Source organism: Sphingomonas sp. SORGH_AS_0438 (assembly GCF_031453475.1).
Taxonomy (GTDB): domain Bacteria; phylum Pseudomonadota; class Alphaproteobacteria; order Sphingomonadales; family Sphingomonadaceae; genus Sphingomonas.
Window position 1 is genome coordinate 2,384,942 of record NZ_JAVIZS010000001.1, and the last position, 18,613, is coordinate 2,403,554.

The 18,613-nt window shown below is 69.0% G+C and carries 26 protein-coding genes; 20 read left to right on the top strand and 6 right to left on the bottom strand.

Annotation, left to right across the window (positions count from 1 at the left end):
* Positions 1-56: 56 nt before the first annotated feature.
* Positions 57-302, bottom strand: coding sequence for a hypothetical protein (locus QE452_RS11195; protein WP_405052762.1), 246 nt, complete (start codon positions 300-302; stop codon positions 57-59).
* Positions 303-361: 59 nt separating this feature from the next.
* Here QE452_RS11195 and crcB point away from each other — a divergent pair, with 59 nt between their 5' ends.
* From crcB to QE452_RS11220, 5 genes are read left to right on the top strand one after another with little or no spacing between them, the layout of a single operon-like run.
* Positions 362-736 (top strand): fluoride efflux transporter CrcB, encoded by a 375-nt coding sequence (gene crcB, locus QE452_RS11200; protein WP_309657782.1) that lies wholly within the window; start codon positions 362-364, stop codon positions 734-736.
* On the top strand, positions 733-1,830 hold the full coding sequence (locus QE452_RS11205; protein ID WP_309657781.1) for an RluA family pseudouridine synthase: 1,098 nt from the start codon (positions 733-735) through the stop codon (positions 1,828-1,830). Before crcB ends, QE452_RS11205 begins: the two co-directional genes overlap by 4 nt.
* A 7-nt stretch (positions 1,831-1,837) precedes the next feature.
* Complete coding sequence (locus QE452_RS11210; protein ID WP_309657780.1) at positions 1,838-2,491, top strand: HAD-IA family hydrolase; 654 nt, start codon at positions 1,838-1,840, stop codon at positions 2,489-2,491.
* The gene (locus QE452_RS11215) at positions 2,488-2,706 is read left to right on the top strand and encodes a hypothetical protein (protein WP_309657779.1); all 219 of its coding nucleotides are present in this window, start codon (positions 2,488-2,490) and stop codon (positions 2,704-2,706) included. Before QE452_RS11210 ends, QE452_RS11215 begins: the two co-directional genes overlap by 4 nt.
* Positions 2,703-3,386 carry an ATP12 family protein gene (locus QE452_RS11220; protein ID WP_309657778.1) on the top strand — a complete coding sequence of 228 codons (684 nt, stop codon included), beginning with the start codon at positions 2,703-2,705 and terminating at the stop codon, positions 3,384-3,386. Before QE452_RS11215 ends, QE452_RS11220 begins: the two co-directional genes overlap by 4 nt.
* 142 nt (positions 3,387-3,528) lie before the next feature.
* Here the strand turns inward: QE452_RS11220 and QE452_RS11225 are convergent, their stop codons facing one another.
* Both QE452_RS11225 and QE452_RS11230 read right to left on the bottom strand, forming a co-directional pair.
* Positions 3,529-3,945: a GNAT family N-acetyltransferase gene (locus QE452_RS11225; RefSeq protein ID WP_309657777.1), complete on the bottom strand. Its 417-nt coding sequence runs from the start codon at positions 3,943-3,945 to the stop codon at positions 3,529-3,531.
* On the bottom strand, positions 3,942-4,427 hold the full coding sequence (locus tag QE452_RS11230) for an SspB family protein (protein WP_125992941.1): 486 nt from the start codon (positions 4,425-4,427) through the stop codon (positions 3,942-3,944). Before QE452_RS11230 ends, QE452_RS11225 begins: the two co-directional genes overlap by 4 nt.
* 75 nt (positions 4,428-4,502) lie before the next feature.
* Between QE452_RS11230 and hisB the strand changes: the two genes are divergently transcribed.
* The 9 genes from hisB to QE452_RS11275 all read left to right on the top strand — a co-directional run bounded on the left by hisB (position 4,503) and on the right by QE452_RS11275 (position 10,446).
* Positions 4,503-5,111, top strand: a complete 609-nt coding sequence (gene hisB / locus QE452_RS11235) for an imidazoleglycerol-phosphate dehydratase HisB (RefSeq protein WP_309657776.1) — start codon at positions 4,503-4,505, stop codon at positions 5,109-5,111.
* Positions 5,108-5,407: a YciI family protein gene (locus tag QE452_RS11240; protein WP_309657775.1), complete on the top strand. Its 300-nt coding sequence runs from the start codon at positions 5,108-5,110 to the stop codon at positions 5,405-5,407. Before hisB ends, QE452_RS11240 begins: the two co-directional genes overlap by 4 nt.
* Entirely contained in the window at positions 5,404-6,009 is a 606-nt protein-coding gene (gene hisH / locus QE452_RS11245) for an imidazole glycerol phosphate synthase subunit HisH (RefSeq protein ID WP_309657774.1), read from the top strand. Before QE452_RS11240 ends, hisH begins: the two co-directional genes overlap by 4 nt.
* Before the next feature lie 31 nt (positions 6,010-6,040).
* A complete protein-coding gene (gene hisA / locus QE452_RS11250; RefSeq protein ID WP_309657773.1) occupies positions 6,041-6,775 on the top strand; it encodes a 1-(5-phosphoribosyl)-5-[(5-phosphoribosylamino)methylideneamino]imidazole-4-carboxamide isomerase in 735 nt (244 codons plus the stop codon).
* Entirely contained in the window at positions 6,772-7,542 is a 771-nt protein-coding gene (gene hisF / locus QE452_RS11255) for an imidazole glycerol phosphate synthase subunit HisF (RefSeq protein ID WP_309657772.1), read from the top strand. Before hisA ends, hisF begins: the two co-directional genes overlap by 4 nt.
* Positions 7,543-7,579: 37 nt before the next feature.
* The gene (locus QE452_RS11260; protein ID WP_309657771.1) at positions 7,580-7,948 is read left to right on the top strand and encodes an STAS/SEC14 domain-containing protein; all 369 of its coding nucleotides are present in this window, start codon (positions 7,580-7,582) and stop codon (positions 7,946-7,948) included.
* Between the two features lie 50 nt (positions 7,949-7,998).
* On the top strand, positions 7,999-8,313 hold the full coding sequence (locus QE452_RS11265) for a phosphoribosyl-ATP diphosphatase (RefSeq protein ID WP_309657770.1): 315 nt from the start codon (positions 7,999-8,001) through the stop codon (positions 8,311-8,313).
* 32 nt (positions 8,314-8,345) lie between these two features.
* A complete protein-coding gene (locus QE452_RS11270) occupies positions 8,346-8,723 on the top strand; it encodes a histidine triad nucleotide-binding protein (protein ID WP_125992932.1) in 378 nt (125 codons plus the stop codon).
* Between the two features lie 184 nt (positions 8,724-8,907).
* On the top strand, positions 8,908-10,446 hold the full coding sequence (locus QE452_RS11275) for an amino acid permease (protein ID WP_309657769.1): 1,539 nt from the start codon (positions 8,908-8,910) through the stop codon (positions 10,444-10,446).
* A 141-nt stretch (positions 10,447-10,587) separates the two neighbouring features.
* Here the strand turns inward: QE452_RS11275 and QE452_RS11280 are convergent, their stop codons facing one another.
* Positions 10,588-11,586, bottom strand: coding sequence for an adenosine kinase (locus QE452_RS11280; protein WP_309657768.1), 999 nt, complete (start codon positions 11,584-11,586; stop codon positions 10,588-10,590).
* Positions 11,587-11,642: 56 nt separating this feature from the next.
* Between QE452_RS11280 and QE452_RS11285 the strand changes: the two genes are divergently transcribed.
* The 3 genes from QE452_RS11285 (at position 11,643) to QE452_RS11295 (ending at position 14,097) form a co-directional block, all read left to right on the top strand.
* On the top strand, positions 11,643-12,356 hold the full coding sequence (locus QE452_RS11285; protein ID WP_309657767.1) for an EI24 domain-containing protein: 714 nt from the start codon (positions 11,643-11,645) through the stop codon (positions 12,354-12,356).
* Positions 12,353-12,718 carry a hypothetical protein gene (locus QE452_RS11290; RefSeq protein ID WP_309657766.1) on the top strand — a complete coding sequence of 122 codons (366 nt, stop codon included), beginning with the start codon at positions 12,353-12,355 and terminating at the stop codon, positions 12,716-12,718. Before QE452_RS11285 ends, QE452_RS11290 begins: the two co-directional genes overlap by 4 nt.
* A gap of 362 nt (positions 12,719-13,080) precedes the next feature.
* Positions 13,081-14,097: a PEPxxWA-CTERM sorting domain-containing protein gene (locus QE452_RS11295; RefSeq protein WP_309657765.1), complete on the top strand. Its 1,017-nt coding sequence runs from the start codon at positions 13,081-13,083 to the stop codon at positions 14,095-14,097.
* A 54-nt stretch (positions 14,098-14,151) separates the two neighbouring features.
* Here QE452_RS11295 and queG read toward each other — a convergent pair whose 3' ends face one another.
* Entirely contained in the window at positions 14,152-15,207 is a 1,056-nt protein-coding gene (gene queG / locus QE452_RS11300) for a tRNA epoxyqueuosine(34) reductase QueG (RefSeq protein ID WP_309657764.1), read from the bottom strand.
* Positions 15,208-15,245: 38 nt separating this feature from the next.
* Between queG and QE452_RS11305 the strand changes: the two genes are divergently transcribed.
* From QE452_RS11305 to msrB, 3 genes are read left to right on the top strand one after another with little or no spacing between them, the layout of a single operon-like run.
* The gene (locus QE452_RS11305; RefSeq protein ID WP_309657763.1) at positions 15,246-16,184 is read left to right on the top strand and encodes an ATP-binding cassette domain-containing protein; all 939 of its coding nucleotides are present in this window, start codon (positions 15,246-15,248) and stop codon (positions 16,182-16,184) included.
* The gene (locus QE452_RS11310) at positions 16,181-17,422 is read left to right on the top strand and encodes an ABC transporter permease (RefSeq protein WP_309657762.1); all 1,242 of its coding nucleotides are present in this window, start codon (positions 16,181-16,183) and stop codon (positions 17,420-17,422) included. The genes QE452_RS11305 and QE452_RS11310 overlap by 4 nt, the downstream gene beginning before the upstream one ends.
* A 40-nt stretch (positions 17,423-17,462) precedes the next feature.
* Complete coding sequence (gene msrB, locus QE452_RS11315; protein WP_309657761.1) at positions 17,463-17,957, top strand: peptide-methionine (R)-S-oxide reductase MsrB; 495 nt, start codon at positions 17,463-17,465, stop codon at positions 17,955-17,957.
* A gap of 15 nt (positions 17,958-17,972) precedes the next feature.
* Here msrB and QE452_RS11320 read toward each other — a convergent pair whose 3' ends face one another.
* Positions 17,973-18,518 (bottom strand): CHAP domain-containing protein, encoded by a 546-nt coding sequence (locus tag QE452_RS11320; protein WP_309657760.1) that lies wholly within the window; start codon positions 18,516-18,518, stop codon positions 17,973-17,975.
* Between the last annotated feature and the right edge of the window lie 95 nt (positions 18,519-18,613).

The window sequence follows — 18,613 nt, forward strand, 5'->3', positions numbered from 1 at the left end:
TCAACGGTTGGTCACGGGGAGGCCCGGCGCTCGCGCGTCGGGCCTTTCGTGCGTGGTCAGAAGATGCCGCCGCCGAGCATCAAGCGCAGCGCGAAGATGATGATCAGCACGATGTTGAGGTTGCGCCCGCCATTGCTCGACGACAGGGCACCGACCGCCGCGCCGACGATACCGAGCGGAATCACCAGCCAGTTCATCCAGCCCAGGAACGGGATGAAGGCGACGAGGCCGAAGGCGAGCGTGGCCAGGCCGATGAGGATCGAGACGAGATTGAGCATGACCGGCAAGATGCCCCCGGCCATCGTGCAGGACAAGCACGCATGATTTGCCGGGCGTCGCCGGCTGGTCTAGGGAGCAGGGAATGCCTCCCCTCGTCCTCGTCATGCTCGGCGGCGCGATCGGCTCTGGCGCGCGGCATTGGACCGGGCGCTGGATGCTGGCGCGTCTGGGCCCGGATTTTCCCTATGGCACGCTGACCGTCAATCTGGTCGGCGGCTTCGCCATGGGCGTGCTCACCGGACTGCTCGCGCGGGTCGGCGGCAACGAGCCGTGGCGGCTGCTGCTCGGCGTCGGGGTGCTGGGCGGCTACACCACTTTCTCTTCCTTCTCGCTCGACGTCGTGACGCTGGCGGAACGCGGGCAGATGTTGACGGCATTGGGCTATGTCCTGCTGTCGGTCATCGGCGCGATCCTCGCCCTCTTCGCCGGGCTGCTTGTCACCAGGAGCTTCGCATGAGCGAGGTACGTCAGTTCACCGTCGGCTATGATGACGACGGCATTCGCCTCGATCGCTGGTTCAAGCGACACCTGCCCGAAACCAGCTTCACCACCGTCGCCAAATGGGCGCGCACCGGCCAGCTCCGAGTCGATGGCGCGCGCGCGACGCCGGGCGACCGCATCGCCGCCGGCCAGCAACTGCGCGTGCCCCCGGAGGAGCCGGTCACGCCCGCCGACAAGGCCGCCCGGACGCCGCGCCCCCGCGCGCCGCTGTCCGACGACCAGCGCACCTTCATCCGCGAGATGGTGATCCACCGCGATCCCCAGGCCTTCGTCCTCAACAAGCCGCCGGGCCTGGCGACGCAGGGCGGCACCAAGACCACCGAGCATGTCGACCATCTGCTCGACGGGCTGGTCGATGACGAGGAGGGCCGGCCCAAGCTGGTCCATCGCCTGGACAAGGACACCAGCGGCGCCTTGCTGGTGGCGCGGACCAGCCGTGCCGCCGCCTTCTTCGCCAAGGCCTTTTCCTCGCGCACCGCGCGCAAGGTCTATTGGGCGCTGGTCGTCGACGTGCCCTCGATCGACGACGGCATCATCGACCTGCCGATCGGCAAGCAGCCGGGCACCGGCGGCGAGAAGATGCAGGTGGACGAGGAGAATGGCTCGCCCGCGCGCACCCGCTACCGCGTCATCGAGCGCGCCGGCAATCGCTGCGCCTGGGTGGAGCTGCAACCCTTTACCGGCCGCACCCACCAGCTCCGCGTCCATATGGCGGCGATCGGCCATCCGATCGTCGGCGACGGCAAATATGGCGGCCCCGCCGCCTTCCTGACCGGCGGCATCTCGCGCAAGATGCACCTCCACGCCCGCCGCCTGCGCGTCGACCATCCGGACGGCGTGCGGATCGACGAGACCGCCGCGCTGCCGACCCATTTCGCCGAGAGCTTGGCGAGCCTGGGTTTCGAGGAGGAGGTCGGCGATCGGCTGGAACTCCAGGAGGACAAGGGACCGCCGCCCAAGTCGGTGCTGAAGCAGCGCGCCAAGGCCCATGCCAAGTCGGTCCGCAAGGAACGGCGCGGCGAGCGGCGCGGTCGCGGCGCGCGCGACTGATCCGCCGATGCCGCGTCTCGCCGTGTTCGACTGCGACGGCACGTTGGTCGACAGCCAGGCCAATATCTGCCGCGCGATGACGCGGGCCTTCCAGGCCTGCGGCCAGACACCGCCGCCGGTCGCCGCGATCCGGCGGATCGTGGGGCTGAGCCTGGTCGAATCGATGCAGATGCTGCTGCCGGACGCACCGGACGACCTGCACCGCGAACTGGCCGCCACCTACAAGGCGATGTTCCACCAGTTGCGCAGCGAGAATGCGCTCGACCCCGAACCCTTGTTCGAGGGGATCGCGGAGACGCTGACGCATCTGCGCGACCATGGCTGGCGGCTGGGCGTCGCGACCGGCAAGTCGGACCGGGGCCTGGGCCTGTTGCTCGCCCATCATGGCCTCACCGACTGGTTCGTGACGCTCCAGACCGCCGATCGCCACCCGTCCAAGCCCGATCCGTCGATGCTCCACGCCGCGATGGCGGAGGCGGGCGCGGTGCCGGCGGAGACGGTGATGATCGGCGATACCAGCTTCGACATGGCGATGGCGCGCGCGGCGGGCGTGCGGGCGATCGGGGTCGCCTGGGGCTATCACAGTCCGGCCGATCTGGCGGCGGCACGTGCCGATGTGATCGCCGACCATGCCGCCGACCTGCCGGGGCTGCTGGCATGAGCGTGCCGCTGTCGGTGGCGCGACGGCGCTGGCTGATGCTCCAGGTCGCGCGGGTCGCCGGCGTGGCGGGCGCGATCCTGGGCCTGATGCTGGTCGCGCGCGCACCCGACTGGCCGAGCAAGGTGATCGGCATCGCCCTCACCCTGTCGGCGATCGCCGTGACCGTGATCGTGCCGGCCGGACTGGCGCATCGCTGGCGGAGTGAGGATACGTGAAGCGGTTCTGGAAAGACGTGTCGATCGCCGATGGCGAGGTGGCGCTCGACGGGCGGCCGGTGCGGACCCCCGGTCGGGTCGCGCTGCGCCTGCCGACAGCGGCGCTGGCGGAGGCGGTGGCCGAGGAATGGCGCGCGGTCGGCGAACGGGTCGATCCGCGCACGATGCCGCTGACCGGCCTCGCCAATGCCGCGATCGACCGGATCGCGCCGGCCCCCCAGGGCTATGCCGAAACGCTTGCCCGTTATGGCGAGAGCGACCTGCTCTGCTACCGCGCCGAGTCGCCGCCCGAACTGGTCGCGCGGCAGGCCGCCGCCTGGGACCCGCCGCTCGCCTGGGCGATGCGCCGCTATGACGCGCATTTCGAAATCGCGACCGGCATCATCCATGTCGCGCAACCGCCCGCGACTCTTGCACGACTGCATGAGGCGGTGGCGGCGCTCGACGCCTGGACGATCACCGGCCTGACGCCGCTGGTGACGGTGACCGGATCGCTGATCCTGGGCCTGGCGCTGGTCGAGGGGGCGATGGACGCCGACTCGGTCTGGCACGCCGCGCGGATCGACGACGACTGGCAGGTGGAGCGCTGGGGCGAGGACGAGCTCGCCACCCGCACGACGGAGGCGCATCGCGCCGAATTCGATGCGGCGGTGCGGTTCCTGGCGGCGCTTCGGGGATGATGCGGCGCTGATCCCCCTCCCCCACCTCGTTCCCCGGCGAAGGCCGGGGCCCGGTTGGGGGACGCTGGTGACGAAGGGAAGCGCCCTGTTACATCAGCCTTCCCAACTGAGCCCCGGCCTTCGCCGGGGAACAGATTGTCAGTCAATCCAGCCGCTTGGACAGGAAATACCGCGCCTCGCCCGGCGGATAGTCGGCGATCTCGCCGAACACCGCATAGCCCAGCTTTTCATAGAACCCACGCGCCTGGAAGCTGAACGTATCCAGCCACACGCCCGTGCAGCCCAGCCGCCGCGCCTCCGCTTCGGCGGCCAGCATCAGCGCGCGCCCCTGCCCGCGCCCACGCGCCGCCTCCGGCACGACCAGATATTGCACGAACAGCCAGCCATAGCTGGCCATGCCCCATAGGCCGCCGGCCACCACGCCCGATTCGTCGCGCAGCACGATGGCGACCGGATGGCGCTTGCCCGGCGCGACGCGCGTGTCGTTATAGGCGACCAGCGCAGCCAGGATCGCCTCCCGCTCGGCATCGCCGGGCGCAGCGACGATCTCGGGCGTCATTTCTTGCGCTTGAAGTCCACCGCGACGACGTTGGAGCCGTCCTCGACCGGGGTGGCGATGGGGCCGTCATTCTCCGCGGCGTCGTGCGCGTCGGACAATTCCTCCATCGACTCGGTCGCCTGGAAGCGCAGCTCGAAATTGACCGCCGGATCGTGGAAGCCGGTGATCGCCGAATAGGGGATGACCAGCTTGGACGGCACCTGGTTGAAGCTGAGCCCGACCGAGAAGCGCTGGTCGTCGACGGTCAGGTCCCAAAAGCGGTTCTGCATCACGATCGTCATCTCGTCCGGGAACCGGTCGATCAGCCGCTTGGGGATGTCGACACCCGGCGCCTGGGTCTTGAAGGTGATGTAGAAATGATGCTCGCCCGGCAATCCGCCGGACTGGGCCACCGATCCCAGGACGCGGCCCACCACGGCCCGCAGGGCTTCCTGCACGATCTCGTCATACGGGATCAGGCTGTCGGGCAAAGTATCGCTCATGTCCCCGGGGTTAGGCCTGTCCTGCCCCGAGCGTCAAGCTTGCATGGCGCGTCATGCGCGTTAGGGACCGCTTTCATGCGCAGCGCCACCATCACCCGCGACACCAGCGAGACCCGGATCGCCGTCACCGTCAACCTGGACGGCACCGGTGCCTATGACGTGAAGACCGGAGTCGGCTTCTTCGACCATATGCTCGAACAGCTCTCCCGCCATTCGCTGATCGACCTGCACGTCCGCACCGAGGGCGACCTGCATATCGACGAGCATCACACGGTCGAGGATACCGGCATCGCCATCGGCATGGCGGTGGCCAAGGCGCTGGGCGACAAGCGCGGCATCCGCCGCTATGGCGACACCCTGTCGCCGATGGACGAGACCCTGACCCGCGTCGCGCTCGACATTTCCGGCCGTCCCTGGCTGGTGTGGAAGGACCTCTTCACCCAGTCGCGCCTGGGCGGCATGGATACCGAGATGTTCCAGCACTGGTTCCACAGCTTCGCCCAGGCCGCCGGCATCACTTTGCATATCGAGACGCTGTACGGCAGCAACAACCACCATATCGCCGAGGCCGCCTTCAAGGGGCTGGCACGCGCGCTGCGCACCGCGATCGAGATCGATCCGCGCAAGGCCGACGCCATTCCCTCGACCAAGGGGACCCTGGGCGGCGAGGAGCACGCATCATGATCGTCATCACCCTCACCTATGTCGTACCGATCGAGCGGATCGACGAACTGCGCGCGCCGCATCTCGACTGGCTGCGCGAGGCGGCGGCCTCGGGCCGGCTGCTGGTCGCGGGGCGGCAGGTGCCGCCGGCCGGCGGGCCGGTGAACGGCGGCATGATCATCGCGCGCGGCAGCCGCGACGAGGTCAAGGCCTGGGCCGCCACCGATCCCTTCGCCATCCACGGCGCGGCCGAATACAGCTTCGTCGAGGTCGCCCCGTCGGTCATGGCGCCTGGGCTCGAAGCCCTTAGCGCATGACGCTGGCGCTGATCGATTACGGCGCGGGCAACCTCCATTCGGTCGCCAATGCGCTGAAGGCGGCGGGCTGCACCGATCTGGCGATCACCGCCGATCCCGCGCTGGTCGCGCGCGCCGACCGGATCGTGCTGCCCGGCGTCGGGGCGTTCGGCGCTTGCGCGGCGGCGCTACGCGGCGTCGACGGCATGGTCGAGGCGATGGAGCAGCGCGTGCTGCGCGAGGCTGCGCCCTTCCTGGGCGTGTGCGTCGGGATGCAGTTGCTCGCCGAGACGGGCGAGGAACTGGGCACCCATCGCGGCCTGGGCTGGATCGCCGGCACCGTGCGCCGGATGGAGCCGACCGACAGCACCGCCAAGGTGCCGCATATGGGCTGGAACGACGTGGTGCCGGTGGCCGACCATGCGCTGGTCCGGCCGGGCGAGGCCTATTTCCTGCACAGCTACGCCTTTGACGGCGCGGACGTGATCGCGACGACCGACCATGACGGCCCGGTCACCGCCGCGATCGGCCGCGACACCATGTTGGGCGTGCAGTTCCATCCCGAAAAGAGCCAGCATTACGGCCTCGCCCTTCTCCGCCGCTTCCTCGACTGGCGGCCCTGACCATCACGCCTTCACGGGCAGGAGTGTTTCTTTGAGCCTGATCGTCTTTCCCGCCATCGACCTGAAGAACGGCCAGGTCGTCCGCCTTGCCGAGGGCGATATGGACCGCGCCACCATCTATGGCGACGATCCCGCCGCGCAGGCGATGCTCTTCGCCGGGGCGGGCGCGCAGCATCTGCACGTCGTCGACCTGGACGGTGCCTTTGCCGGCCAGTCGGTGAACGGCGAAGCGGTACGCGCGATCGTCGAGCGCTTCCCCGGCCATGTCCAGCTCGGCGGCGGCATCCGCAGCCGCGACAGCGTCGAGCGCTGGTTCGACCTGGGCGTCGCCCGCGTCGTCATCGGCACCGCCGCGCTGGAGGACCCGGACTTCGTGCGGGGCGCGGCGCGCGACTTTCCAGGCGGCATCGTCGTCGCGGTCGACGCGCGCGACGGCATGGTCGCGACCAAGGGCTGGGCCGATGTCTCGACGGTCAGCGCCACCGATCTCGCCCGCCGGTTCGAGGATGCGGGCGTCGCCGCCCTGCTCTTCACCGATGTCGGTCGCGACGGGTTGCTGAAGGGCTGCAATGTCGAGGCGACGGTCGACCTCGCCCGCGCCGTCTCCATCCCCGTGATCGCCAGCGGCGGCGTCGCCGGCATTGCCGACATCCATGTGCTGGCGCTCCACGCGCGCGACGGGATCGAGGGGGTCATCACCGGCCGCGCCCTCTATGACGGCCGGCTCGACCTCGCCGCCGCGCTCAGCGTCGCAGGCGCGGCGTGACCGTCCGCGCGCGCGTCATCCCCTGTCTCGACGTCGCCGCCGGCCGCGTCGTCAAGGGCGTGAACTTCGTCGAGCTGCGCGATGCCGGCGATCCGGTGGAGCAGGCGCGCGCCTATGACGCGGCGGGGGCGGACGAACTCTGCTTCCTCGACATCACCGCCAGCCACGAGGATCGCGGCACCATCCTGGATGTGGTGCGGCGGACGGCGGCGGTGTGCTTCATGCCGCTGACCGTGGGCGGCGGCGTCCGCACCGCCGACGACGCGCGCGCGCTGCTGCTGGCGGGGGCGGACAAGGTGGCGGTCAACAGCGCCGCCGTCGCCCGGCCGCAGGTGGTGGCTGAGATCGCCGAGCGGTTCGGCAGCCAGTGCTGCGTCGCCAGCGTCGATGCACGCCGGACCGAGCGCGGCTGGGAGGTCTTCACCCATGGCGGCCGCCGCGCGACCGGCATCGACGCGATCGACCACGCGCTGCGCCTGGCCGATCTGGGCGCGGGCGAGTTGCTGGTCACCTCAATGGACCGCGACGGCACACGCTCGGGCTATGACCTCGACCTGATCCGCACCATCGCCGACCGGACGGGTGTGCCGGTCGTCGCCTCGGGCGGGGTCGGCGGCCTGTCGGACCTGGTCGACGGCATCGTCACCGGCCATGCCTCGGCGGTGCTCGCCGCCTCGATCTTCCATTTCGGCGAGGCGAGTGTCGCCGACGCCCATGCCGCGCTCGCCGCGGCGGGCGTGCCGGTCCGAAAACCCATCATGGATTAGGTATTTTGCAAGGTCGTGCCTATAGGATGCGCCCTCTATGTACAGCATCGCCTTCCGTCATGACCTGAACCTGCTCGACGTGGCCTGGACCGGCCTGATGACCGAGGCCGTCGCCCATGCCTATGTCGAGGAACTGACCGCTCGCTTCGTGCGCGAGGGCTTCCGCAGCGGCTATCGCCTGCGCATGGATTTCTCCCGCGTGGCCGTGCAGCCCCAGGAGGCGGTGATGACGATCAACAGCCGGTGCCGGGGCTTCCCCCGGGCCAGCCGGATCGCCATCGTCACGACCAGCGGCATCACCCGGCTGCAGGTGCGCCGACTGATGCCGCAACCCTATCTGTCGATCTTCGACACCGCCGATGCGGCGCTCGCCTGGCTGGTCCAGGGCAACGCGATCGCCGCCTAAATCCGGCGAACGGGATTGACCGGGCCGTTCCGCTCGGCCACCCGCAGGCGATGGATGCGCTCGACCGTCTCGAAGCCACGATCCGCGCGCGGCGCGGAGAGGATGCCGCCACCTCCTACACCGCCAGCCTGTTCGCGCGCGGTCGCGGCAAGATCGCGCAGAAGCTGGGTGAAGAGGCGGTGGAAACCGTGATCGCCGCGATGGGCGACGACCCGCAGGCCATCGTGCCCGAGGCGGCCGACCTGCTCTTCCATCTCTGCGTGCTGCTGGCGGATGCCGGCCTGTCGCTGGACGATGTCCGCGCCGAACTCGCCCGGCGCGAGGGCGTGTCCGGCCATGCCGAAAAGGCCGCCCGGCCGCGCTGATCCCTTCCCCCTTTCGATCCGGAGAGCCTGCGATGCCGATCGACGCCACCCTGCCCTATGACGACGGCAACATCTTCGCCCGCATCCTGCGCGGCGAGATCCCGTCGAACCGCGTGTACGAGGATGCGTGGGCGATCGCCTTCCACGACATCGCGCCCCAGGCGCCGGTGCATATCCTGGTGATCCCGCGCGGCCGCTATGTCTCCTGGGACGATTTCAGCGCCCACGCCTCGGCGGAGGAGATCGCCGGCTTCGTTCGCGCGGTCGGCACGGTCGCGCGCGAGCAGGGACTGGTCTCGCCGGGGTATCGCCTGCTCGGCAATGTCGGTCCCGACGCGGGACAGGAGGTGCCGCACCTCCATGTCCATCTCTTCGGCGGCACGCCGCTCGGCCGCATGATCGCCAACTAAGGCGTTAACAAATATCGGTAAATCGCGATCGACCGCGCCGAGGCCGCTCGGCTGGGCGCGGATCGGCGGGCGGAGGCGCACTAAGGGATTGCGCGTACCGTATTTACGATTAGGCTCGTTCCCTTAACTTATACGACATGGCGGCCCGGTCGGGGACCGTCTTCCCTTGGGGGGATCTGAATCGATGATTTTCGGACGTGTTAAGTCCCTGGACGCCATTTTGGCGACCGCCGAGAAGCGAGGATTGCACCGATCGCTCGGCGCGTTCCAGCTCACCATGCTGGGCGTCGGGGCGGTCATCGGCACGGGCATCTTCGTCCTGACGTCGGAGGCCGCGCAAAAGGCGGGCCCCGGCATGATGCTGTCCTTCTGCATCGCCGGCTTCGTCTGCGCGGTGGCGGCGCTCTGCTATTCCGAGCTTGCCTCGATGGTGCCGGTCGCCGGCTCCGCCTATACCTATACCTATGCGGTGATGGGCGAATTGCTGGCCTGGATGGTCGGCTGGGCGCTGATCCTCGAATATGCGGTCGGCGCCAGCGCGGTCGCGGTCGGCTGGTCCGGCTATGTCGTCGGGCAAATCCGCAGCCTGCTCCACATCGACATACCGATGGAATGGGTCAACGGCCCCTCCTCGGGCGGCTATATCAACCTGCCGGCGGTGATCATCTCGCTGCTCGTCACCTGGCTGCTGGTGATCGGCACCACGGAGAGCGCGCGCGTCAACGCCGTGCTGGTGGCGATCAAGGTGGCGGCGCTGACGCTGTTCATCGCGCTGTCGGTGCCGGTCATGAACGGCGCGAACTTCACCCCGTTCATGCCGACCGGGTTCAGCGGCGTCGCGGGCGCGGCGGCCTCGATCTTCTTCGCCTATGTCGGCTTCGATGCGGTGTCGACCGCCGCCGAGGAGACCAAAAACCCGCAGCGCAACGTACCGATCGGCCTGATCGCCTCGCTGGTCTTCTGCACCATCTTCTACCTGCTGGTGTCGGCGGGCGCGATCGGATCGCCGCTCGGCGCCCAGCCGGTGCGCGACGCGGCCGGCACGGTGCTGTCGCCCGGCACGCCCGAGCTGGCCGACCGCTGCCGCGCGATCGTCGCGAGCGGCGCGCTGGAGCCGCTGTCCTGCTCGCGCGAGGCGCTGGCTCATGTGCTGCGCGTGATCGGCTGGGAGAAGATCGGCAACCTGATCGGCCTGGCGGCGACGCTGGCACTGCCCTCGGTCGTGCTGATGATGATGTTCGGCCAGACCCGCGTCTTCTTCACCATGGCGCGCGATGGCCTGCTGCCGGACAAGCTCGCCTCCGTGCACCCCAAGTACCGCACGCCGCACGTCGTCACCATCGTCACTGGCTGCGCCGCGACGCTGGCCGCCGCCTTCCTGCCGGTCGGCAAGCTGGCGGACTATTCGAACTCGGGCACGCTGTTCGCCTTCTTCATGGTGGCGCTGTCGGTGATGGTGCTGCGCAAGGCCGATCCGGGCCGCCGCCGGCCATTCCGCACCCCGGCCGTGTGGATCGTGGCCCCGCTGGCGATGGCCGGTTGCGCCTATCTCTACTTCTCGCTGCCGCTGGTGGCGATCCTGGTCCTGCCGGGCTGGGGGGCGATCGGGCTGCTGATCTATTTCGGCTATAGCCGCCATCGCAGCCATGTCGGCCGCGGCATCGACGACAGCGTCGCCGATCCGTCGCTCCAGCCGGAAACGGCGAAGCCGCTGGAGCCGTAAGGCTCCGGTTACCGGTATGACGAAAAAGGGCCGCGGGAGGATGCTCCCGCGGCCCTTTTTCCGTGCCGTCATATGGAAGGCCTCTCCCCTACCGTTCCCCGGTGAAGGCCGAAGAACTCAGAAAAAGGCCGCGGCGTCCCCTCAGCTCAGCGTCCGCGCCGCCAGCGCCTTCAGGTCGACCTGCGGGCGCGCGCCGACATGGCTGATGATTTCCGCCGCGCACAAGGCGCCCAGCGTCAACGACGCCTCCAGTTCGCGGCCCTGCGCCTGCGCATGGAGGAAGCCCGCCGCGAACAGGTCGCCGGCCCCCGTCGTGTCGACCACCTGCGCCACCGGCGCCGCCGGCACCGTGGTGCGCGCACCGCCACGGACCGCGCACGCGCCCTTCTCGGCCAGCGTCACCACCACCGTCTCGACCTTGTCCTGCACGGCCGCGATCGCCGCATCCACATCGCTCGTCTCGGTCAGCGCCATGATCTCCGCCTCATTGGCGAACAGCACATCGATCATCCCGCCATCGATCAGCGCGTGGAAGTCCGCGCGATGCCGGTCGATCACGAACTCGGCCGAGGCGGTGAAGGCGATCTTGCGGCCGGCCTCGCGCGCGACCTCGATCGCGGCGCGCATCGCGGCGCGCGGCTCCTCCGGATCCCACAGATAGCCCTCGATATAGAGATAGGCCGCATCCGCGATCAGCGCGCGGTCGAGCGCGCCGGCGGGCAAATAGTGCGACGCGCCGAGAAAGGTGTTCATCGTGCGCTGCCCATCGGGGCTGACGAAGATCATGCAGCGGCCGGTGGTCGGCTGGCCGGCCCGCTCCGGCGTGTCGTAGCGGACGCCCGCCGCGCGGATGTCATGGGCGAAGACCGCGCCGAGCTGGTCGTCGGCGACCTGGCCGATGAACGCCGTCTTGCCGCCGAGCGCGGCGATGCCGGCCAGCGTGTTCGCGGCCGAGCCGCCCGACACTTCAAGGCCGGGGCCCATCTTGGCATAGAGGGCATCGGCCTCCTCGGGCGAAAAGACGAGCTGCATTGCGCCCTTGGTCATGCCCTGTTCGGCGAGGAAGGCGTCGTCGGCCTGGGCGAGGATGTCGACGATGGCATTGCCGATCGCGACCACGTCATAATGCGGCTGGGTCAAGCGTAAGCTCCGAGAATGGAAAGCCGTCGCCGTAGAGAGACGGGACGCCGCACGCAATGTTGACGCTCGGGCGACGCCACGGCATCGCATCGATCATGTTCGGCGCGCTCCTCCTGTCGATCGGCCAGCTCGGCGACCCGCCGGTGCTGCGGGTCTTCGTCCGGTCGATGACGGTGACGCTGGCGATCTTCGCGCTCACCGGCATCGGCGTCTGGTGGGGGACGCAGGCGCTGCTGGCGCATTGGATCGGATGGGGCGCGGGCGGCATCGCCGCCGCCGTCGCGATCGTCGTGACCGGGCTGGCGCTGTGGGTGCTGTTCCGCGCCGTCGCGGTGGCCGTGGTCGGGCTGTTCGCCGACGAGGTGGTGGCGGCGGTCGAGGCGCGCCACTATCCGCCCGCGCTGGCGACCGCCCGCCCCCTACCCTTTGCCGCCAGCCTGTCGCTGGGCCTGCGCTCGGCGGCGCGGGTGGTGATCGTCAACCTGGTGATGCTGCCCGTCTATATCGTCCTGCTCGCCACCGGCGTCGGCACCGCCGCCGCCTTCTTCCTGGTCAATGGCTGGCTGCTCGGCCGCGACCTGGGCGACATGGTCGCGACCCGGCATCTGCGGGGCGACGCGCTGGCGGCGTGGCGGCGGCGGACGCGGGGACAGCGTTTCCTGCTCGGCCTGGGCGGGACCGCGCTGTTCGTCGTGCCGATCATCGCGCTCGCCGCACCGATCCTGGGCGCGGCGATGGCCACGCATCTCTATCACCGGAAACCCGCATGAAGCCTCTGCCGCCGCTGCTCCTGTCGCTCGCCCTCGCCGCCTGCGCCGCCCCCGCGACCAGGGTGCCCGCCGTTTCGCAGCCGGTCGCCATCCCCTATACCAATGTCGGGCTGGAACGCGTGGTCGGCGCCGACGCCGCCGGCCTGGCCAAGCTGTTCGGCCAGCCCGACGCCGATGTCCGCGAGGGTAGTGCGCGCAAGCTGCAATATAGCAGCGGCATCTGCGTGCTCGACGCCTATCTCTACCCCAAGGACGGAGGCGAGCCCAAGGTCACCTATGTCGACGCACGCGAGCCCGACGGCAGCGCGATCGACCGCGCGAGCTGCGTCGCCGCGCTGGTCCGCCGCGACGGCGGGCGGTAGCCGGCACATCTGAACAGTCACGGACGGTAGCACGTTTGCCACCCGATTCCGTCAACGTCGTGCAACAGTCATGATCGATCACGGGATCACCGATCCTTGTGCATGCTCAACCGCCCTGGTCCCGAAGCAGGGGTAAGCTCGTGCGTCCGGCTGATCGGTAATTCCATCCGCCATGGATGAGTTGCCGCACGATCTTCGTTAAGCTCTTCTACAAAAGCAATATTCGCCTTGTCGCGCCTTTGCACTAAGTAGTTTATCCAAGTGCACAACCCCGCCACCCATGGTTAACAAGACATTAACCGAGGCAATCGACAATGTACTTCTGGTGCATATACCCATTGTCGAGAAAATGGGGGGAATATATGAAGAAAACTAGCATTAAATTCATGACGTTACTGGCTATGATGGCGGCGCCATTCGCCGCACCGACGGCCGCCAATGCCAGCCTCACCTTGTTTCAGCAGTTTAACGGCAGCTACGGCCTGTCGACCAATGGTCGCGGCTCGCTGTCGAGCAGCTATAGTCTCCAAGCCTTTGTTCCGAAGGGAGCGACTGTCGCCGGCGCCTATCTCTATCAGGCAAATTTCTCCGTCAGCAACAATTGGGCAAACCAGCCGGTCACGTTCAACAATCAGCAGGTCGTGTTCGGAACGCCGGCGATCAACGTCACCGGAAAGTCCACCCTCTCGATGACCTCGGCCCGCGCCGACGTCACCTCGCTCGTTGCCGCGATCGTGGACGGAGGAGCTGGCGGGACATATGACTTCGCGGTGACCGAGGGCAACTCGGGGATGACCGACGGCACCGCGTTGGTCGTGGTGTACAAGGATGCGGCATTGGCGCAGCAGACAGTCGCCTTGTTCGACGGTTACTCCGCCGTCGGGGGCGACGCCCTGTCCATGACGTTTGAAAAGCCGCTTGATCCGACCAGTTCGGGCTTCGTCGCCGATCTACGTCTCGGCATCAACTTCAGTGCGGCTGGACAAGCGTCGAACGTCTTTGTCAACGACCGCATCATCACGAGCGCGGCCGGCAACTTCGACGATGGCGCCGGTTCCAATGGCGCGCTGATCACGGTCGGCGGCAATGACGACCCCTACTCGCCGATCAATCCCAGCTATGCCGATGATCATGAACGCTACAATATCGCACCGTACATCGCGCCGGGCAGTTCCACGATCCGCGTGACGACGAACAACCCGTCGCGGGACGACAATATCTTCCTGGCCACGATGGTCGTCAGCGGCAATGGCAGGGCGACAGCCGTCTCCGCCGTCCCGGAGCCGAGCAGCTGGGCGCTGATGATGGTGGGACTGGGCGCGGTCGGCGCATCGCTGCGGCGTCGTGGACGGCGACCGGTCACCCGTCTAGCGGCCTGACCCGCGGCCTTATCCATCCGGGGAGCCGGCGGCATTGCCGGACGGCTCCCCGGCTCATGACATAGTCCGGTCACCCTCCAGCCGCGCCAGCGCCCAGCCCGCCGCGTCGCGGACCACCGGGTCGGGATCGTCCAGCAACGGGCGCACGGCGCGGGCCAGTTCCGGTCGGCCGCTATTGCCCGCCGCGATCGCGGCGTTGCGGACCATGCGGTCGCGGCCAATCCGCTTGATCGGCGATCCGGCGAAGACCTGCCGGAAGCCGGCATCGTCCAGCGCAAGCAGGTCGGCGAGTTCCGGTGCGGCCAGCTCCGCCCGCGCCGCGAAGGCGAGGTTGGCCCGCGCCGCCGCCGCGAACTTGTTCCAGGGGCAGACCGCCAGGCAATCGTCGCAGCCATAGATGCGGTTGCCGATCCCGACCCGGAACTCCTCCGGGATCGGCCCGGCATATTCGATCGTCAGATAGGAGATGCAGCGCCGCGCATCGATCTGATAGGGCGCGGGAAAGGCATCGGTCGGGCAGGCGCGCAGGCAGGCGTCGCACGATCCGCAGCCGCCCCGCCCAGCGCCATCGGGCGTCAGGTCCAGCGTGGTGTAGATCGCCCCCAGGAACAGCCAGCTTCCCGCCTGCCGGCTGACCAGATTGGTGTGCTTGCCCTGCCAGCCGAGCCCTGCCGCCTCCGCCAGCGGCTTCTCCATCACCGGCGCGGTATCGACGAAGACCTTGAGGTCGCACCCCGCCTCGCGCGCCAGCCAGCGACCGAGCGCCTTCAGCGCCTTCTTCACCACGTCGTGATAATCGGCCCCTTGCGCATAGACGGAGATGCGGCCGCGATCCCCCTCCCCGGCCAGCGCCAGCGGATCGCCGGCGGGGGCGTAGCTCATGCCGAGCGAGATGACGCTGCGCACCGCCGGCCACAGGGCGGCGGGGCCGACGCGGTGATGCGCGCGCTCCTCCATCCAGATCATGTCGCCATGCCGCCCCTCGTCCAGCCACTGGCGCAACCGCACGCCGGCCAGCGGCGCGGCGTCGGCCGGCGCGATGCCACAGGCCGCGAAGCCCAGTTCCGCCGCCATCGCCTTGATCCGGTCTTCGAGCTTGTCTCCGGCCATGACCGCCCGCTACCACGCGGAACGGCAGGGGATAAGTCATGACGACAGCATGGGCGGTGACCGCCGAGACTCTGGTGAAGCGGTTCGGCGAGCGCCCGGTGGTGGACGGTGTCGACCTGCGCGTGCCACGCGGCGCGATCTACGGCGTGCTGGGGCCGAACGGCGCGGGCAAGACGACGACGCTGCGGATGCTGCTCGGCATCATCGAACCCGATTCGGGCCGGCGCACGCTGCTCGGCGAGGATGCCCCGCGCGAGGCGAGCGACCGGGTCGGCTATCTGCCCGAGGAACGCGGCCTCTATCCGACCATGAAGGCGCGCGAGGCGGTCGCGTTCCTGGGTGCGTTACGGGGCCTGCCCCTGAGCGAAGGCCGCCGCCGCGCCACCGACCTGCTCGAACGTGTCGGCCTGGGCCATGCGGTGGACGAGAAGATCCGCAAATTGTCCAAGGGCATGGCGCAGCTCGTCCAGCTGCTCGGCGCGATCGTCCACCGGCCCGAGCTGATCGTGCTCGACGAACCCTTTTCCGGCCTGGACCCGGTCAATCAGGAGAAGCTGGAGGCGCTGATCGTCGGCGAGCGGGATCGCGGTGCGACCATCCTCTTCTCCACCCATGTCATGGCCCATGCCGAACGGCTGTGCGACCGGCTGGCGATCATCGCCGGCGGCAAGCGCCGGTTCGAGGGGACGGTGGACGAAGCACGCGCCACCCTGCCCAGCCGCGTCCATTATCTGCCGCGCCATCCAGGTCCCGACATCGCCGCATTGCTCCCCGCCGATGCGGCGCCGGAGGGGGATGGCGGCTGGCGCTTCACCCTGCCGGATGCGGGGGTGGAGCCGGTGCTGCTGCCGCTGATCGCAGCCGGACACGGCATCGCCGGGCTGACCATCGAACGACCCAGCCTGCACGAGGCGTTCGTGCGGATCGTCGGCGACCATGCCGGCCATGACCGCACCGCCGGGGAGACGCACGCATGAGCCGCCTGCCCCGCTCGCTGCGCCAGATGCTGACGATCGCGCGGCGGGATTTCATCGCCACGGTGTTCACGCCGATCTTCCTCCTCTTCCTGTTCGCGCCCGCGCTGATGGGATCGCTGAGCGCGCTCGGCGGCATGAGCGCGGCGGCGATGGACGACAGCACCGCCGACAAGAGCCGGATCGTCGCGATCGTCGCCCCCGCCACCGCCGAGGTGATGCGGCGCGAGGATGCGCGGCTGCGCGCCCTCTATCGCCGTGACGACACGCCGTCCGACCTGCTGATCCAGTCCCCCGGCCGCGATCCCGCCGTCCAGGCGCGCGCGCTGATGGCGGACCGCACGCGCGATGTCGATGCGGTGCTCTACGGTCCGCTCGACCGGCCGCAATTGCTGCTCGCCCCGCGCAACCGGCGCACCGGCGACTATATGGACGCGCTGGCCCAGGCGACGCTGGCGGCCGAGCGGCTGGGCGGCACCCTGCCCCGCGTCATCGCGACGCGGACCGTGGTCGAGCGGCGGACGACCTCGATCGGCGGCCAGCACCAGGCCGGCTTCTTCGCGGTGTTCGGCATCTTCTTCCTGACCCTGTTCCTCGCCAGCCAGGTGGTCGGCACCATGGCGGAGGAACGCAACAACAAGGTGATCGAGGTGCTGGCCGCCGCCGTGCCGCTGGAGGCGGTGTTCGGCGGCAAGCTGATCGGCATGTTCGGCGTCGCGCTGCTGTTCGTCGGCTTCTGGGGGACGATCGTCACCCAGGTCGCCAGCCTGTTGCCGCCCGCCGCCGCCGGTGCGCTCGGCGACATCGCCCCCGCGATCGGCGGCCCCGCCTTCGCGCTGCTGTTCGCCGCCTATTTCTCCATGGCCTATCTGCTGCTCGGCTCGGTTTTCCTGGGGCTGGGCGCACAGGCCTCGACCCCGCGCGAGATCCAGATGCTGTCGCTGCCGATCACACTGATTCAGGTCGGCATGTTCGTCCTCGCCTCCGCCGCCGCGCGCCGGCCGGACAGCTGGGTCGCGACCGTGGCGGAGATCTTCCCGCTCTCCTCGCCCTTCGCCATGGCGGGACGCGCGGCGAACGCGCCGGAGGTCTGGCCCCACCTGCTCGCCCTGCCGTGGCAGATGCTGTGGGTGGTGCTGTTCGTCACCATCGGCGCCCGGCTGTTCCGGCGCGGCGTGCTGCAATCGGGCAGCGCCACCCCCTTCTGGCGGCGCGGCCGGCGTGGCGGCGCCGCGCGCTGACCCCCCTCGCAAGCCGGAGAAGCCATCTTATATCAGCGGGATGGAACATTCATCCGATCGTCGGGGCTTTCTCGGCTTGGCCGGCGTCACCAGCGCCGCACTGGCGCTGATCGGCTGTCGCGGCAGCCGGGCGGAAGCGGCCACCGCCTATCCGGTCCAGCATAGCGACGCCGAATGGCGGCAGCGGCTCGATCCCGCCGCCTATGACGTGCTGCGGCATGAGGGGACCGAACGCCCCTATTCCAGCCCGCTCAACGCCGAGCATCGCGCCGGGCGGTTCCTGTGCAAGGGCTGCGCGCAACCGCTGTTTAGTTCGCGCACCAAGTTCGACAGCGGTACGGGCTGGCCCAGCTTCTGGGCGCCCTTGCCGGACAGCGTCGGCACCTCGACTGACCGGTCGATGCTGATGCGGCGGACGGAGGTGCATTGCGACCGCTGCGGCGGCCATCTGGGTCATGTCTTCGACGACGGGCCGAAACCGACCGGCAAACGCTATTGCATGAACGGCGCGGCGATGACCTTCCGCCCCGCCTGACCGGCGATCAGCGGATCAATGCGTCGGGGCGGCGAAGGTCAGGATGCCCGACGCGCGGTCGAAGCCATGGGCATATTGCACCGGGGCGACCGGCTCGGCGGCTTCGGGGGCCCGGCCGGCATAGATGAAGCCCTTGACCGGATAGGTGGAGGTGCCGAGATCGCGCTGCGGCCCGTACCAGACCTTCACTTCGCTCCAGTCGCCCGCCGGCGACACATCGACCGCGCGGACATCGGTCTCGATCCCGCCGCGGCGCGACCAGTTGGCGTGGGTCAGCAGCACCTCGCGGTCGCTGACCACCTTCGACACCATAGCGACATGGCCGACGCGCATCCGGCGGGTCGCCTCGAACGCCAGCACCGCGCCGACCTGCGGGGCATGACCACGGGCATAATGGCCCTCGGCCTGCGACCACCAGGTGTTGGCATTGCCATGGATATCGATGCCCGAAATCTCGCGGGCATAGGGCGCACACTGCCAGAACTGGGCCGCCGCAGGAGCGGCCATCATCAGGCCGCACGAAACCACCAGCGCAAAACGCGCTGCCAACGCCTTGATCATCTTCGGGAACCCCCCGGCTCTCAATCGGTGTGAGGTTCGGCTACGGGCCTTGGGGACAAAAGAAAAGTGGCCCGGGAACCTTATCCGACGAACCG